This window comes from Streptomyces sp. CA-146814 (genome assembly GCF_050942385.1).
Lineage (GTDB): Bacteria > Actinomycetota > Actinomycetes > Streptomycetales > Streptomycetaceae > Streptomyces.
This window is the reverse complement of the sequence record NZ_CP192068.1, coordinates 1,816,057-1,830,047: the sequence shown is the minus strand read 5'-3', so window position 1 is coordinate 1,830,047 and position 13,991 is coordinate 1,816,057. Positions and strand designations below refer to the sequence as shown.

The following is a 13,991-nucleotide window of genomic DNA, read 5'->3' as shown; positions in this document are numbered from 1 at the left end:
CGCCACGAGCCCGTCGGCGTAGCGGGTCAGATGACCGGCGGGCGGCCCAGCCTCGTCATCCGCCATACCGTCGACCAGCGCATCGGGCGCCGTTCGCCGCACGGGGTGCGGACGCCCTCGGCGAAGCCGCCGGCCCAGGCGCGCAGGCCCTTCGGGTCGCGGGTGCGGGCCAGGGTGAGGAGGGTCCAGGTGGAGAGGTAGGCCGGGACCAGGGGGAGGGGCAGGTTGCGGCGGGCGAGCCAGACGCGGTTGCGGGCCGTCATCCGGTAGTAGACCGCGTGCCGGGCCGGGCTCGTCTTCGGGTGCTGGAGCAGCAGCTCCGGCTCGTACAGCACCTTCCAGCCGGCGTCCAGCGCGCGCCAGGCGAGGTCCGTCTCCTCGTGCGTGAAGAAGAACTCCGCCGGCCACAGGCCCGTCCGCTCCAGCATCTTCATGGAGAAGGCATGGCCGCCGCCGAGGAAGGCGGTGACCTCGCCGCCGCGCATCGGGTCGCCCGCCCGCAGTCGCGGCACGTGCCGCCGCTGCGTCTCGCCGGTCTCGTCGGCGATCCGGAAGCCGACGATGCCCAGCCGGTCGTCGGCGGCGAAGTGGTCCCGGACCCGGCGGAAGACGTCCTTGTCGACCAGGAGACCGTCGTCGTCCAGCTCGATCACCACGTCCACGTCACCGATCTCGGCGAGCCGGCGCAGCCCCTCGTTCCGGCCGCCCGGGCAGCCCAGGTTCTCCGGCAGCTCGATGGTGGTCACCCCGCCGTCGAGATCCGCCAGGCCGGGGGTGGCGGCGTAGTCCGGGAGCTCCGTGCCGTTGCCGATGATCACGAGCCGGGTGGGCCGGACGTCCTGCATCGCGACCGACGCCAGCAGCGCCTCGACCGCCTGCGGGCGGTCGCCCATGGTCACGATGGATACGCCGATGCGTGGTGCGGACAAGTTCGGTACTCCTGGAGCTCGGCTGCCGTGCGGCTGCTGGTCGGCGGCGGTGCCCGCGATCGTAACGCCTCGGTGTTCAGTTCGAGGTTACCGCCCGGCCATCCACGGGCCCGTCGCTGTTCAGGAGCCCGTACACGGCCATGTCCCGGCGCTCGTCGCCCACCTGCTGCCAGCCGCGCAGCAGCCCCTCGTGCCGGTACCCGACGTCCACCGCGATCCGGGCGGAGGCGGTGTTCCACGGTTCGATGAAGAGCTGGAGGCGCGGGACGCGGAGGTCGCGCAGGGCCCAGCCCGTCACCGTACGGAGCGCGGCGCGGGTCACGCCCTGGCCACGGCCGGAGGCGACCATCCAGTACCCGATCGACGCCCGGCCCTCCGGCAGGTCCCGCAGCCAGAGCCCGATGGCGCCCACCGGCCGCCGGTCCCGCGAGCGGACGATGGCGAACGGGTACCCGGCGCCCGTCGCCGCCCGCTCCCACTGCCTGCGGACGAAGGCCTCGGCGGCCACGTCCGAGTAGCGGGGCGGGATCGTCGAGATGAGCGGGATGTACGGGTCCTGCGCGGCCTCGCGGACCAGCGGCAGATCGCTCATCTCCCACGGGCGCAGCACGAAGTCCGGGCCCGCGGACATGCTCGGGACGGTCAGCGGTTCGGGGCCGGGCCGGGGGTCCGTGCCCGCCTCCGGGTCCGTCTTCGCGTCCGCGCTCGCGTTCGCGTCGGACCCGGAGGTCGTGCCGGACGTCGTGTCGGGGGCGGGCTCGGACGTGGCGTCAGGCTTGCGGTCAGCCATGCCCGTATCCTCCCGCGATCGGCGCGGTTCCGCCCCTCGGCCCGCCGGAGCTCGACCGGCCGCACAGCCCCCGGCGGCACGTCGATAAAGTGCTGGAATGATATTCAGCAAGGCCGGGTTCGGGGGAGCGGTCGCGGACTTCGAGGCCGCGGTGGTGGCCCAGGACGCGAAACGGTCCGGCAAGGCGTTCGTCCGGTTGCAGGAGACCTTCGGGCAGGCCAAGGAGGCGGAGCTGCTGGCCGGCGGACCGCGCCTGGCCGCCGTACTGGAGCAGGTTCCGCCCGGGCCGCGTGCCGTCGTCGCGGTCCTCGTCGGGGCCTGCGTCGAGCGCGGCGCGGATGCCGAGCGCTGCGCCCCTGGCGTACTGGCCGGGCTGCGGGCGGCGGCCGAAGGGGCCGCGGCGTTCGCGGAGGCGTGGGCGGCGACCGGCGGCGGGGCGTTTCCGGAGCCGGACGCCGGTGAGCCGGGCGCGGAGACCGTCGAGCGGGCGGGGTTCGAGGCGGCGGTCGGCTGGTGGACGCTGCGCCAGTGGGAGATGGCGGCCGTCGCGCTGCTGAACCACCGGGCGGTACGCGCCGGTCTCGGCGGCCCGGACGAAGAGGCCGCCCACCAGGCCGTACGCGCCGAAGCCCGCGGCCGCCCGGACGATCAGGCCGTACGCGGCGAGCCGGACGAGCAGGCCGTACGCGGCGGCCCGGACGATCAGGCCGTACGCGCCGAGGCCCCCAGCAGCCGCCACGCGCTCCTGCGCCTCCTCGCCGCCGTGGAGCACGCCTCCGGTCAGCAGTTCCGGTCCCTCGGCTACGCCCTCCAGGTGCTGGACGGCGAACCCCTCGTCGCCCTCCACCGGCCGAGCGGTACCGGCTACGCCCTGCGGTTCTTCGGTATCGGCGACAACTTCCAGCTGCACACCCTGCTCGCCGACGCCCTCATAGGCGGCGGCCATGTGCAGGGTTACGCCCCCTCGCCGCAGGAGGTCGCCGTCTGCCGGGAGACTCCGGGGCAGGTGGACACCGTCGGCTCCTTCGAACTGGTGGCCCCGGACGGCGCGCGGCTCTGGAACGAGGGGAACCCGGCCGACATCCCTCTCGTCGACGGCGTCCGCCTCCTGGTGCTGGACGAGCCGGCCTACCGGCGGTCCTGGCCCGCGGGCCGTTTCTTCCCGGGCATGCGCGGCGACCTCATCCTGGAGCGCGCCCTCGAAGCCGAGGAGACGGAGCGCTGGTTCGCCCATGTCTCCCCGGCCAAGGAGCTCACCGGCTGACCCGGGGCGTGTCCGGCGGACCTCGACCCGGTCCGCCGGACACGCCCCGGCCCGTTCCGTACGCCTCAGCCGATCCTCGTGCCCGTTCCGCTGACCCGCACCCGGTCGTCCCCGGCGCGCAGCTCCACCGTGAGCGTGCCGGGGCGGCCCAGGTCCGCGCCCTGGTGGAGGGTGAGCGTGGCCGTCTCCGGGACGAGGCCCAACTCCCGTACGTACGCGCCGAACGCGGCCGCCGCCGCTCCCGTCGCCGGGTCCTCCACCACCCCGCCCACCGGGAACGGGTCCCTCACGTGGAAGACCTCCGGCGCCTCGCGCCACACCAGCTGCAGCGTCGTCAGGTCCAGCCGGCGCATCAGCGCCTCCAGCCGGGCGAAGTCGTAACGGAGGTCCGCGAGCCGCTCACGCGTGGCGGCGGCCAGCACCAGGTGGCGGGCGCCCGCGTAGGCGATCCGGGGCGGCAGGGCCGGGTCGAGGTCGGCGGCCGGCCAGTCCAGGGCCGCCAGCGCCTCCGCCAGGTCGGCCGGGGAGGCCTCTTCGACGTGCGGGGCCACGCTGGTCAGGGTGGCGCGCAGCTCGCCGGCCTCCCGGACCACGGTGACCGGCACCGTACCGGCGGCCGTCGCGAACTCCAGCGCGCCCGGACCGTCCCGTTCCGCCAGCGCGACGGCCGTGGCGACCGTGGCGTGGCCGCAGAACGGCACCTCGGCCTTCGGGCTGAAGTACCGGATCGTGTAAGCGCCTTCGCCGGTCCGCTCCGTGAGGAACGCCGTCTCGCTGTAGCCCAGCTCCGCCGCGACGGCGAGCATCCGCTCCTCGTCCAGACCCGACGCGTCCAGGACGACCCCGGCCGGGTTTCCGCCCTCCGGGTCGGCGGAGAAGGCGGTGTAGCGCAGGACCTCGGGACCGCGATCAGGTGTCATGAGGGGGCCAACCCTGCCGCCGCTCCCGGCATTCCCGCCCGGCTCCTCGCCGTACGGCTGCCGCGGTCCCCCCGAACCGCGGCAGCCCCACCAGCACGGTGAGCGTCAGTGGCAGTTCTTGACGCCCTTGTTCTTCGGCGTCGACTTCGGCCAGGAGCAGGAGTCCTGGAGCTTGCCGTTCGGCTTGATCAGCCGGGCCTTGTCGCCGGTGTTGTTCCAGACGTACGAGCCCCGGTTCCAGTGCACGGTGCCCGAGACGTTCTTGCCCTTGCCGGTGCGGAGCTTGACGGTCTTGCCCGCGCCGATGGCGTAGCTGCCGAAGGTGTAGGTGAAGCCGGTGTTGTCCTTCACCTGGTAGCCCTTGAGCTGGACCTTCTTCTTGCTGTTGTTGTGGATGTTCACCCACTCGGCGTTCAGGGACTTGTTCGACCGGTCGTCCTTGCCGGGGCCGTCGTACTGGATGGTGCCGAAGTGCAGCCCGCCCTGGTGGGCGGCCGCCGTGGCCGGAGCCGCCGTGGCGAGGAGCGAGCCGGCCAGTGCGGTGGCGGCGGCCAGGGCGATCGGCGCAGCGGTGCGTATGCGCATGCGGTGTTCCTTCTGTGTCGTTCTGGTGAAGGCGTAACGAGATGCGATCATACGGTGAGTACGCGCTTGCTCTCCCAGGAGTAACGAAATCCGCAAAGTCGGTCGCCCGGCGGCAACTTCGGACAGAAACGGTCACTCCGGGAGCCCGGCACGGCGGTCCAGCCTCCTCAGCCCCGTCCCACGTACGGCATGTTCGTCGCCATCACCGTCAGGAACGGGATGTTCGCCTCCAGCGGCAGCTCCGCCATGTGCACCACCGTCCGCGCCACATCGGCCGCCGCCATCACCGGCTCCACCGCCAGCTCCCCGTTCGCCTGGCGGATGCCGGTCCGCATCCGCTCGGTCATCTCGGTCGCCGCGTTGCCGATGTCGATCTGACCGCAGGCGATCCGGTACGGGCGGCCGTCCAGCGACAGCGACTTCGTCAGCCCGGTGATCGCGTGCTTGGTCGCGGTGTACGCCACCGAGTCCGGGCGCGGCGCGTGGGCGGAGATCGAGCCGTTGTTGATGATCCGGCCGCCCTGCGGATCCTGCTCCTTCATCAGCCGGTACGCCGCCTGCGCGCAGAGGAACGCCCCCGTCAGGTTCACGTCCACCACCGCCCGCCAGTCCGCCGCCGCGAGCTCCTCCACCGGCACGCCGCCCGGCCCGAACGTGCCCGCGTTGTTGAACAGCAGGTCCAGCCGGCCGAACCGCTCCCGTACGGCGGTGAAGAGCGCGGCCACCTCGTCCTCGTCGGTGACGTCCGTGGTGACGCACAGCGCGTCCGGGGCTCCGGCCGCGGCGGCCGTCTCCGCCAGCGGCTCCGCCCGCCGCCCGGCCAGCGCGAGCGACCACCCCGCGCCCGCGAGGGCGAGCGCGACGGCCCGCCCGATCCCTGAACCCGCACCCGTGACGACGGCGACTTTTCGATCAGTGTTCATGGCCCGGGAGCGTACGGGAGAGGTCGGTGCACAGGGCACACGGTGCTCATCGACCCGCCATGCGGATGTTGTGCACGCGACAACGGCGCGTCGCGCGCCGGCGGTGCGCTGGATTCCGACACCATCCGGCAGCATCCGGCAAGCGAGGGGCATATGACAGCCGCACAGAACTTCACGGGGCCCGGCCAGGGTGTCCGATCCGTCCGACCCGCCGAACTCACCGCCGCCACAGCGCCCTTATCCCGTCCGAAGAGCGGCCTGGGCGGCCGGGACGGCTTGGGCGGCCTGGGCCGGGGCGGCCTGGACCGCCGCCGATTGCTCACCGGCGCGGGAGCCGTCGCCGCGCTCGCCTTCTCGATGAACCTGCCCGCCGCCGGTACGGCCGCCGCCGCCGAGCTGGACGCCCGCCGGATCACCGAGGACCCCTTCACCCTCGGCGTGGCCTCCGGCGACCCGCTGCCCGCCTCTGTCCTCATCTGGACCCGGCTCGCGCCGCGCCCGTACGAGCCCGGCGGCGGCCTCCCGGCGGGCCGCGTCCAGGTGAGCTGGGAGCTGGCCCACGACGAGGGCTTCCGCCGCATCGTGCGGCGCGGGTCGGTCACCGCCCACGCCGAGTTCGGCCACAGCGTCCGCGCCGACGTCCAGGGCCTGGACCCCGGCCGCGGCTACTTCTACCGCTTCCGCACCGGCAGCTGGACCAGCCCGACCGGCCGCACCCGCACCGCGCCCGCCGCCGCGACCCGTAACAGCTCCCTCACCCTGGCCGCCGTCTCCTGCCAGGCGTACCACGACGGGTACTTCACCGCCCACCGCCACCTGGCCGCCGAGGACGTCGACGTCGTCTTCCACCTCGGCGACTACCTGTACGAGTACGCCGTCACCGCCACCGGCGGCGCCCGCAACTACACCGACCGCCGCCTCCCCGCGCACTACAACCGCGAGACCATGACCCTGGAGGACTACCGGCTGCGCTACGGCCTCTACAAGTCCGACCCGGACCTGATCGCCGCCCACGCCGCCCACCCCTTCGTCGTCACCTGGGACGACCACGAGACCGAGAACAACTACGCGGGCGAGATCCCGGAGAACGACGTGGAGCCCGAGGAGTTCCTGCTGCGCCGGGCCGCCGCGTACCGCGCGTACTGGGAGAACCAGCCCCTGCGCACCCCGCAGCGTCCCACCGGCCCGGACATGCGCCTCTACCGCCGCCTCACCTTCGGCCGGCTCGCCCAGTTCGACATCCTCGACACCCGCCAGTACCGCAGCGACCAGGCGTACGGGGACGGCTGGCGCACCCCCGGCCCGGAGTCCGAGGACCCGGCGCGCACGATGACCGGCGCCGCCCAGGAGCGCTGGCTGATCGACGGCTGGCGCACCTCCGCCGCCACCTGGAACGTCGTGCCGCAGCAGGTGACCTTCGCCCAGCGGCGCGATGTGCCCACCGCCGCCTACAAGCTCTCCATGGACGCCTGGGACGGCTACCCGGCCTCCCGGCAGCGGGTGCTGGCCGGGGCCGAGTCGGCCGGGGTGGAGAACCTGATGGTCCTCACCGGTGACGTCCACGTCAGTTACGCCTTCGACCTGAAGAAGGACTTCGACGACCCGGCCTCCCGGACCGTCGGCACCGAGATCGTCACCACGTCCGTCTCCAGTGGCAAGGACGGCGCGGAGCGGCCCGCCAACTGGGAGAACCAGACCCGCGCCAACCCGCATATGAAGCACTACAACGGGCGGCGCGGCTACGCGCTCGTCACGCTCACGGAGAAGCAGGCCCGCGCCGACTTCCGTACGGTGTCGGCCGTCACCACGCCCGGAGCGCCGGTCACCACCGCCGCCTCCTTCGTGACCGAGGCGGGGAACCCGGGGCTCACACCCGCGTAACCGGTTCTACGCAACCAGGCTCAGCGGTCCGCCGGGTAGCGGACGCCGATGCGGTCCCGTACCGCGTCGAGCGTCCGCATCACCGCGAGCGTGCCCTCCAGCGGTACGAGAGGCGACTGGGTCTCACCCGCCCGGACCGCGCGTGCCACCTCGGCCGCCTCGTACTGCATCCCGGACAGGCCCTGCGGCCCCGGACCCGAGGTGACCGTCTCCGGCTCCCTGCCGGGCCGGTGCAGCACGAAGTGGTCCGGGTGGAAGAAGTCGCGCGGCAGGTCGATCCGGCCTTCGGTGCCGATGACGGTGGCCGCCGTCGGGTGGTGGCCGACGATCGAGCAGGAGAGCAGCGCGGTGGCGCCTGACTCCCAGCCCAGCAGCATCCCCGTGTTCAGGTCGACGCCCTCCGGCGAGAGCAGCGCGTCGGCCTGGATCCGGTCCGGCTCGCCGAGGAGCAGGTGCGCGAAGGAGACCGGGTAGACGCCGAGGTCCAGCAGCGCGCCGCCACCCAGGTCCGGGTCGCGCAGCCGGTGGCCGGGGGCGAAGTCGCCCGCGAAGCCGAAGTCCGCCTGTACGGTACGGATCTCGCCGATCGCCCCGTCCCGCACCAGCTCGGCCAGCCGGCGGACCACCGGGTTGAGGTAGGTCCACATGGCCTCCATCAGGAAGAGGTTGTGGTCCCGCGCGAGGCCCACCAGCTCCTCGGCCTCCCGGCTGTTGAGCGTGAACGCCTTCTCGCACAGCACATGCTTTCCGGCGTTCAGCGCGAGCGCGGCCGCCGCGTGGTGCGCCGAGTGCGGGGTGGCGACGTACACCACGTCCACCGCGTCGTCGGCGACCAGCTCCGCCCAGCTCCCGTAGGCGCGCGGGATGGAGTGGCGGTCGGCGAAGGCCCGCGCCGAGGCCTCCGTACGCGAGGCGACGGCCACCACCTCGGCGCCGGGCAGCGCCTGTACGTCCGCCGTGAAGGTCGCGGCAATGCCGCCCGTCGCCAGAACGCCCCAGCGCACCGTCTCGCCCATGCCCGTGCCACCGCCGTAACAAAAGAGGTATCGACCACTCCGGCCGAGCTGAGAGCATAGATGCGGATTCAACGATGTGGAGAAGAGAATGCCGGACAGCGGCGGCAGCCGGGCCCAGCGAGAGCACATACCCACCTCCGGGACCGGTCCCGGACCCGACAGCGCGCCCCTCACCCCGCACGGTGACGCCGGCGCCCTCTCCGTCGACCCGGGAGCCCCGCAGGTCACCGCCCCCGCCGGCCTCCCGGCGGTCCCGGAGGCAGGCGGCCTCACCGCCCCCGCCGTCAAGGCGGCCCGGCGCACCGGGTTCCTGGTCACCATGGTCCTCGGCGGGCTCACCGCCCTGCCGCCGCTCTCCATGGACATGTACCTCCCGGCGCTCCCGGCCGTCACCGACTCCCTCGCCGCGCCCGCCGCCACCATCCAGCTCACGCTGACCGCCTGCCTGGCCGGAATGGCGCTCGGCCAGCTCGTCGTCGGCCCGATGAGCGACCGCTGGGGGCGCCGCAGGCCGCTGCTGCTGGGCATGGTCGTCTACGTCATCGCCACCGCGATCTGCGCGCTCGCCCCCTCCGCCGAACTCCTCATCGGCTTCCGCCTCCTCCAGGGGCTCGCGGGCGCCGCGGGCATCGTGATCGCCCGGGCGGTGGTGCGCGACCTCTACGACGGCGTGGAGATGGCCCGGTTCTTCTCCACCCTGATGCTGATCTCCGGCGTAGCGCCGATCATCGCGCCGCTGATCGGCGGCCAGGTGATGCGGTTCACCGACTGGCGCGGCATCTTCGTCGTGCTCACCGGCGTCGGCATCGTGCTCACCCTGGTCGTCTGGAAGTGGCTGCACGAGACGCTGCCGCCGGGCAGCCGCCACACCGGCGGGGTCGGCGAGGCCCTGCGGACGATGCGCGGGCTGCTGGCCGACCGGGTCTTCACCGGCTACATGGTCACCGGCGGACTGGCCTTCGCCGTCCTCTTCGCGTACATCTCCGCCTCGCCCTTCGTCGTCCAGGAGATCTACGGAGCCTCGCCGCAGACCTTCAGCCTGCTGTTCGGCCTCAACTCGATCGGCCTGATCGCCGTCGGGCAGATCAACGGCAAGCTCCTCGTCGGCCGGATCAGCCTGGACAAGGTGCTCGGCTTCGGCCTCACCGTCATCGTGCTCGCGGCGGTGGCGCTGCTGCTGATGACCACGGGCGTGTTCGGTGAGGTGGGGCTCGTGCCGATCGCGGCCGGGCTCTTCGTGCTGATGTCGGCGATGGGTGTGGCGATGCCCAACACCAACGCCCAGGCCCTCATGCGGACCAAGCACGCGGCGGGCTCGGCCTCCGCGCTGCTCGGCACGTCCTCGTTCCTGATCGGCGCGATCGCCTCGCCGCTGGTCGGGATCGCGGGGGAGGACACGGCCGTGCCGATGGCGGTCGTGCAGCTGGTGTGCGCGGTGGCGGCGGTGGGCTGCTTCCTGGGGCTGTGCCGGCCGTGGCAGCGGGCGGGGAAGGAAGCCCTCTAGGGGGTGTCTTGCCCCCTTTCCGGAGGGCCGGAGGGTCAGTCCGTACGGGGATAGCCGAGCAGACGCGTCCGCTCCTGGCGGTCCGTCCAGCGGAACACCCCGACCCCCGTCGCCTCCAGTCCCGGCAGCCGGGCGTTGCGCGACAGCTGCTCGACCGTCCAGTTCGCGAGGTCCACCGCGACCGGCAGCCCGACGCCGGAGAGCGCCTCCGCGGCGTCGCGCGCGTTCTCGGCGCCGTACGCGATGCCGTCGTCCGTCACCGTGGCCAGCGTCAGATGGGCCGCGCCGTCCGCCGCCTCGAAGCAGTGGCCCCGGCCCGCCTCCAGGTCGAAGGCCAGGTTCCCGGCGATCAGGTGGTCGCCCGAAGGGGAGAGGACGGCCTGCGGGTAGCGGCCCGGCTTTATGGCGGGCCGGTGGCACTCCACCGAGACCAGCGCCTTGCCGGTCGCCGCGTCGTGCACCGTCCACAGCTCGTGGGTGGCGGCCCGCTTCGCCTTCTTCGCCAGGGCCCACTTCGCCAGCACCCGGTCCCCGGCCACCGAGGTCACCACGCCGCTGCCCCGGTCGACGCCCTTCGGCGCCACGTTCCGGCTGAACCAGCCGCCGCGCACCCAGAACTCCCGGGCCCCGCCGACGAGCAGGCCTGCCTCGGTCTGCCCGTACACCTCGGTGAGCTGCTTGCAGGCCGGGCAGCCCTTGGGGTACTTCAGCTCGTCCGCGCTCAGTTCGGAGACCGTGCCGGTGACCGGGTCGACCAGCGCGCTGTTGGCCTTGCCGTCGCTGACCACGATCTCCGGGCCGTTCGTGTCGACGTCCGGGGCGCCGGACCACGGCACCTCGACGCGCTGCCGGGCGCCGTCCGTCACGTCGTACACGTCGAGCGAGACGAAGGTGGACGCCGGGGTCATCCCGTCGCCGACCTTCCCGTACGACCAGGTCACGAAGTACTGCCGGTCGCCCGCGGTGACGGTGGCGAGCCTCGGGTAGTGCAGCGGGTCCGGCGGCCGCCAAACCTGGCCCTGCCAGCCGAGTCCGCCGGTGGCGGTGTCGACGGTGCGCAGCCGGTAGCGGTTGCCGTCGAGGCGCTCCAGATAGGCGAGGCGGCCCGTCGCGTGGGAGACGGCGACCTCGGGGGAGGAGCCGATGATCTCCCAGCCCCGGTCGGTCGTGTACTGCGGCGGGACGGTGAGCCGGGTGACCGTCCCCGCGCTCGGCATCACCCGCTTCACCGGGACGGTGTCCTCCGGGTCGGAGCCGCAGGTCGCCAGGGAAAGGAGCAGGGCGAGGAGGACGACCCCGCCGACGAGGGCCAGCCGCACGACCTTCTGCCTCATGGCTCCCCCGATGGAACGGACGTGATCCGGTGCCTGGTGCTGTGCGTCTCGTGCCTCGCGGCACACGGCCGGTGCGCGCCTTGTGCCGATCTCGCGCGGGCCAGCGTAGCAACCGGCTTTCGACGGCGTGGAGTTCGTGGAAAACCGGTTACGCGGCTCCGCCGCAGGGGCCCCGTACCCCTCCCGGGCCGGGCCGGGCGGAATGCGCCGGCCGGGTCGCCTCCGCCTACAATTCGGCGGTGAACGCCACCCTCCCCACCGCCCAGTCCCTGCGCGCGGCCCTGGCCGGGCTGCTCGACGGGCTGCCGCCGAAGCAGGCCGCGCAGGCCGTCGACCGGCTGATCGCCAGCTACCGCGGGGAGACCCCGACGAACGCCCCGATCCTGCGGGACCGCTCCGACGTCGTCGCGTACGCCGCGTACCGGATGCCCGCCACCTTCGAGGCCGTACGCTCCGCCCTCGGCGCCTTCGCCGAGGCCGCGCCCGACTGGTCGCCCGCCACCCACACCGACGTCGGCGGCGGCACGGGAGCGGCGAGCTGGGCGGTGGCCGAGGCCTGGGAAGGCGCGGCGACGACCGTCCTGGACTGGGCCGAACCCGCCTTGGCACTGGGCCGCGAACTGGCCGAGGCGTCCGGGGTGCCGGGGCTGCGGGAGGCGCGCTGGGAGCGGGCCCGGATCGGCGCGGCGCTGGAGCTGGCACCGGCGGACCTGGTCACCGTCAGCTACGTACTCAAGGAGCTGACCGCGCAGGCCAGGGCCGAGCTGGTCGACGCGGCCGCCGAAGCCGGGCAGGCCGTGGTGATCGTGGAGCCGGGCACCCCGGACGGCTACGCGCGGATCATCGAGGCCCGGGACCGCCTGATCGCCGCCGGCCTGCGGATCGCCGCCCCGTGCCCGCACAGCGCCGCCTGCCCGATCGAGCCCGGCACGGACTGGTGCCACTTCTCGGCCCGGGTCAGCCGCTCCTCACTGCACCGCCAGGTCAAGGGCGGCTCGCTCAGCCACGAGGACGAGAAGTTCAGTTACGTCGCCGCCACCCGCTTCCCCACCACCCCGGCGCCCGCCCGGGTCACCCGCAAGCCGCAGATCCGCAAGGGCCAGGTGCTGCTGGAGCTCTGCACCCGCGACGAGGGCCTGGACCGCTCGACGGTCACCAAGCGCCACGGCGAGCTGTACCGGGCGGCCAGGAACATCGCCTGGGGCGATCCCTGGCCGCCGGAGGGCAGCGGCTAAGCCGGGCCGTGACGCGGCACGAGCCTGCTCAGACCGGACCCCGCGTCCTCCTTCCGCAGCCCCGGGGCGGCGCGCCGGATCCGTTCGGCGATGGGCTCCAGCGCGAGCACCGCGTCGGGAAGCAGCGGGACGCCGGTCCCGTCCCACAGCGCGATCGAATCCCACGCATCGGGGTCGGAGACTCCGCGCCGGTCGACGATGACGGCCCGGGTCGGCACGGGCAGACGCGTCGCGGCGGCCATGACGGCCGACTCGACGCGCCGGGCCTCGTCGGGGCGGAGGCCGTCCAGCCACAGCGTCTGCGTCTCACGGTCGACCGGTACGGCCCCGTGCGTGTCGACCACATTGATGTCCGCCGTCAGCCACCAGTTGAACGTGAGCGTGGCGAAGCGCCGCCCGATGAGACCGGCCAGCTCCTCCTGGCTCATGGGGACGTCGTTGCCTTCGATGTCGAGCACCAAGGCCGCGTTCCTGTTCGGGTGGATGAGCTTGATCCCGAACTCCGAGAAGATCTCCACCTGTTCGGCGAAGTCGGCAGTGGTCACGCCGTCCCGGTACCACTGGATGAACCCGTCAGCCATGGCCGGCGCCTCGACGGCTCGGCAGTGCGAACATCCCTCAATTCCCCCTCATAGGACACCACCGGACTCATGCCGGTGTTTCCTCACATACTCGTCGCATGGACGCCGTTTCCCCAAGGAATTACGGCGTCCACGTCCGGCCGCAGGGTGCCCCGGGTGTTCGTCAGCCCCGCAGCTCCTGCGTGCAGCACTTCACGCTGCCGCCGCCCTTGAGCAGTTCGCCCAGGTCCATCGGGACCGGCTCGAAGCCCCGGTCCCGCAGCGGGTCCAGCAGGCCCGTCGCCGCCTGGGGCAGCAGCACGTGGCGGCCGTCGCTGACCGAGTTGAGACCGAACGCCGCCGCGTCAGCCTCCCGGGCGAGCAGCGCGTCCGGGAAGAGGCGGCGCAGCACGGCCCGGCTGCCGGGGGAGAAGGCGTCCGGGTAGTACATGATCTCGTCGGCCACCGCGTCCAGCACGCAGAGCGCCGTGTCCAGGTGGTAGTAGCGCGGGTCCACCAGGTCCAGGCCGATGACCGGCAGCCCGAAGAACTCCTGGGCCTCGTCGTGCGAGAGCGGGCTGGAGCGGAAGCCGCGGCCGGCCAGGAGGTAGGAGGCGGTGACCGCGAAGTCGCCCTCGCCCTCGTTGACGTGGTCCGGCTCCCGGATGTCGGTGAAACCGTTCTCCCGGAACCACTCGCGGTGGGCCTCGGCCTCCTCGTACCGCTCCCGGTAGGCGAACAGCGCACCGAGCACCCGCCCGTCGATCACGGTGGCGCCGTTGGCCGCGAAGACCATGTCCGGGAGGTCCGGGCGCGGAGTGAGCAGCTCGACGGTGTGGCCGAGCGAGCGGTAGCGGTCCCGCAGGTCCTCCCACTGGGTCTGGGCCAGCGGCAGGTCGACGGGCTTGGACGGGTCCATCCACGGGTTGATGGAGTAGGTGACCCGGAAGTGCGCCGGAGCGCACATCAGGTAGCGACGAGGGGTGGCGTCACGGTTCAACTGGGGCTCCTCGCGATCGGCGGCCGGGGCCGCGGAACGGTGGGATGCGC

Annotated in this window: 12 protein-coding genes and 1 pseudogene; 4 read left to right on the top strand and 9 right to left on the bottom strand. The window is 73.1% G+C overall.

Translation table 11 applies throughout. The features are described 5' to 3' along the window. Window positions 1-26: 26 nt before the first annotated feature. Window positions 27-929, bottom strand: coding sequence for a glycosyltransferase family 2 protein (locus ACQP09_RS08125; protein WP_433397138.1), 903 nt, complete (start codon window positions 927-929; stop codon window positions 27-29). A 76-nt stretch (window positions 930-1,005) separates the two neighbouring features. Beyond that, complete coding sequence (locus ACQP09_RS08120) at window positions 1,006-1,719, bottom strand: GNAT family N-acetyltransferase (protein ID WP_433397136.1); 714 nt, start codon at window positions 1,717-1,719, stop codon at window positions 1,006-1,008. Between the two features lie 97 nt (window positions 1,720-1,816). Here ACQP09_RS08120 and ACQP09_RS08115 point away from each other — a divergent pair, with 97 nt between their 5' ends. Beyond that, complete coding sequence (locus tag ACQP09_RS08115; RefSeq protein ID WP_433397135.1) at window positions 1,817-2,983, top strand: hypothetical protein; 1,167 nt, start codon at window positions 1,817-1,819, stop codon at window positions 2,981-2,983. Window positions 2,984-3,048: 65 nt separating this feature from the next. On the opposite strand, the gene ACQP09_RS08110 is transcribed toward ACQP09_RS08115, so the two are convergent. The 3 genes from ACQP09_RS08110 to ACQP09_RS08100 form a co-directional block, all read right to left on the bottom strand. Continuing rightward, window positions 3,049-3,903, bottom strand: coding sequence for a PhzF family phenazine biosynthesis protein (locus tag ACQP09_RS08110; RefSeq protein WP_433397134.1), 855 nt, complete (start codon window positions 3,901-3,903; stop codon window positions 3,049-3,051). A gap of 105 nt (window positions 3,904-4,008) precedes the next feature. Next, window positions 4,009-4,488: a lamin tail domain-containing protein gene (locus ACQP09_RS08105; protein ID WP_404057395.1), complete on the bottom strand. Its 480-nt coding sequence runs from the start codon at window positions 4,486-4,488 to the stop codon at window positions 4,009-4,011. 167 nt (window positions 4,489-4,655) lie between these two features. Then, window positions 4,656-5,411, bottom strand: a complete 756-nt coding sequence (locus ACQP09_RS08100) for an SDR family oxidoreductase (RefSeq protein WP_433397132.1) — start codon at window positions 5,409-5,411, stop codon at window positions 4,656-4,658. A 153-nt stretch (window positions 5,412-5,564) separates the two neighbouring features. Here ACQP09_RS08100 and ACQP09_RS08095 point away from each other — a divergent pair, with 153 nt between their 5' ends. After that, window positions 5,565-7,292, top strand: a complete 1,728-nt coding sequence (locus ACQP09_RS08095; protein WP_433397130.1) for an alkaline phosphatase D family protein — start codon at window positions 5,565-5,567, stop codon at window positions 7,290-7,292. Window positions 7,293-7,312: 20 nt separating this feature from the next. On the opposite strand, the gene ACQP09_RS08090 is transcribed toward ACQP09_RS08095, so the two are convergent. Then, window positions 7,313-8,308, bottom strand: a complete 996-nt coding sequence (locus ACQP09_RS08090; protein ID WP_433397128.1) for a Gfo/Idh/MocA family protein — start codon at window positions 8,306-8,308, stop codon at window positions 7,313-7,315. 88 nt (window positions 8,309-8,396) lie between these two features. On the opposite strand from ACQP09_RS08090, the gene ACQP09_RS08085 reads away from it, so the two are divergent. Further along, window positions 8,397-9,812: a multidrug effflux MFS transporter gene (locus ACQP09_RS08085; RefSeq protein WP_433397126.1), complete on the top strand. Its 1,416-nt coding sequence runs from the start codon at window positions 8,397-8,399 to the stop codon at window positions 9,810-9,812. 35 nt (window positions 9,813-9,847) lie between these two features. On the opposite strand, the gene ACQP09_RS08080 is transcribed toward ACQP09_RS08085, so the two are convergent. After that, window positions 9,848-11,146, bottom strand: coding sequence for a hypothetical protein (locus ACQP09_RS08080; protein WP_433397124.1), 1,299 nt, complete (start codon window positions 11,144-11,146; stop codon window positions 9,848-9,850). Between the two features lie 239 nt (window positions 11,147-11,385). Between ACQP09_RS08080 and ACQP09_RS08075 the strand changes: the two genes are divergently transcribed. Beyond that, window positions 11,386-12,381, top strand: coding sequence for a small ribosomal subunit Rsm22 family protein (locus ACQP09_RS08075; protein WP_433397122.1), 996 nt, complete (start codon window positions 11,386-11,388; stop codon window positions 12,379-12,381). Here the strand turns inward: ACQP09_RS08075 and ACQP09_RS08070 are convergent. Next, the gene (locus tag ACQP09_RS08070; protein WP_433397120.1) at window positions 12,378-12,962 is read right to left on the bottom strand and encodes a hypothetical protein; all 585 of its coding nucleotides are present in this window, start codon (window positions 12,960-12,962) and stop codon (window positions 12,378-12,380) included. The genes ACQP09_RS08075 and ACQP09_RS08070 overlap by 4 nt on opposite strands. A 163-nt stretch (window positions 12,963-13,125) precedes the next feature. Further along, window positions 13,126-13,974, bottom strand: a pseudogene (gene ddaH / locus ACQP09_RS08065) (dimethylargininase); the annotation flags it as partial. Window positions 13,975-13,991: the final 17 nt, after the last annotated feature.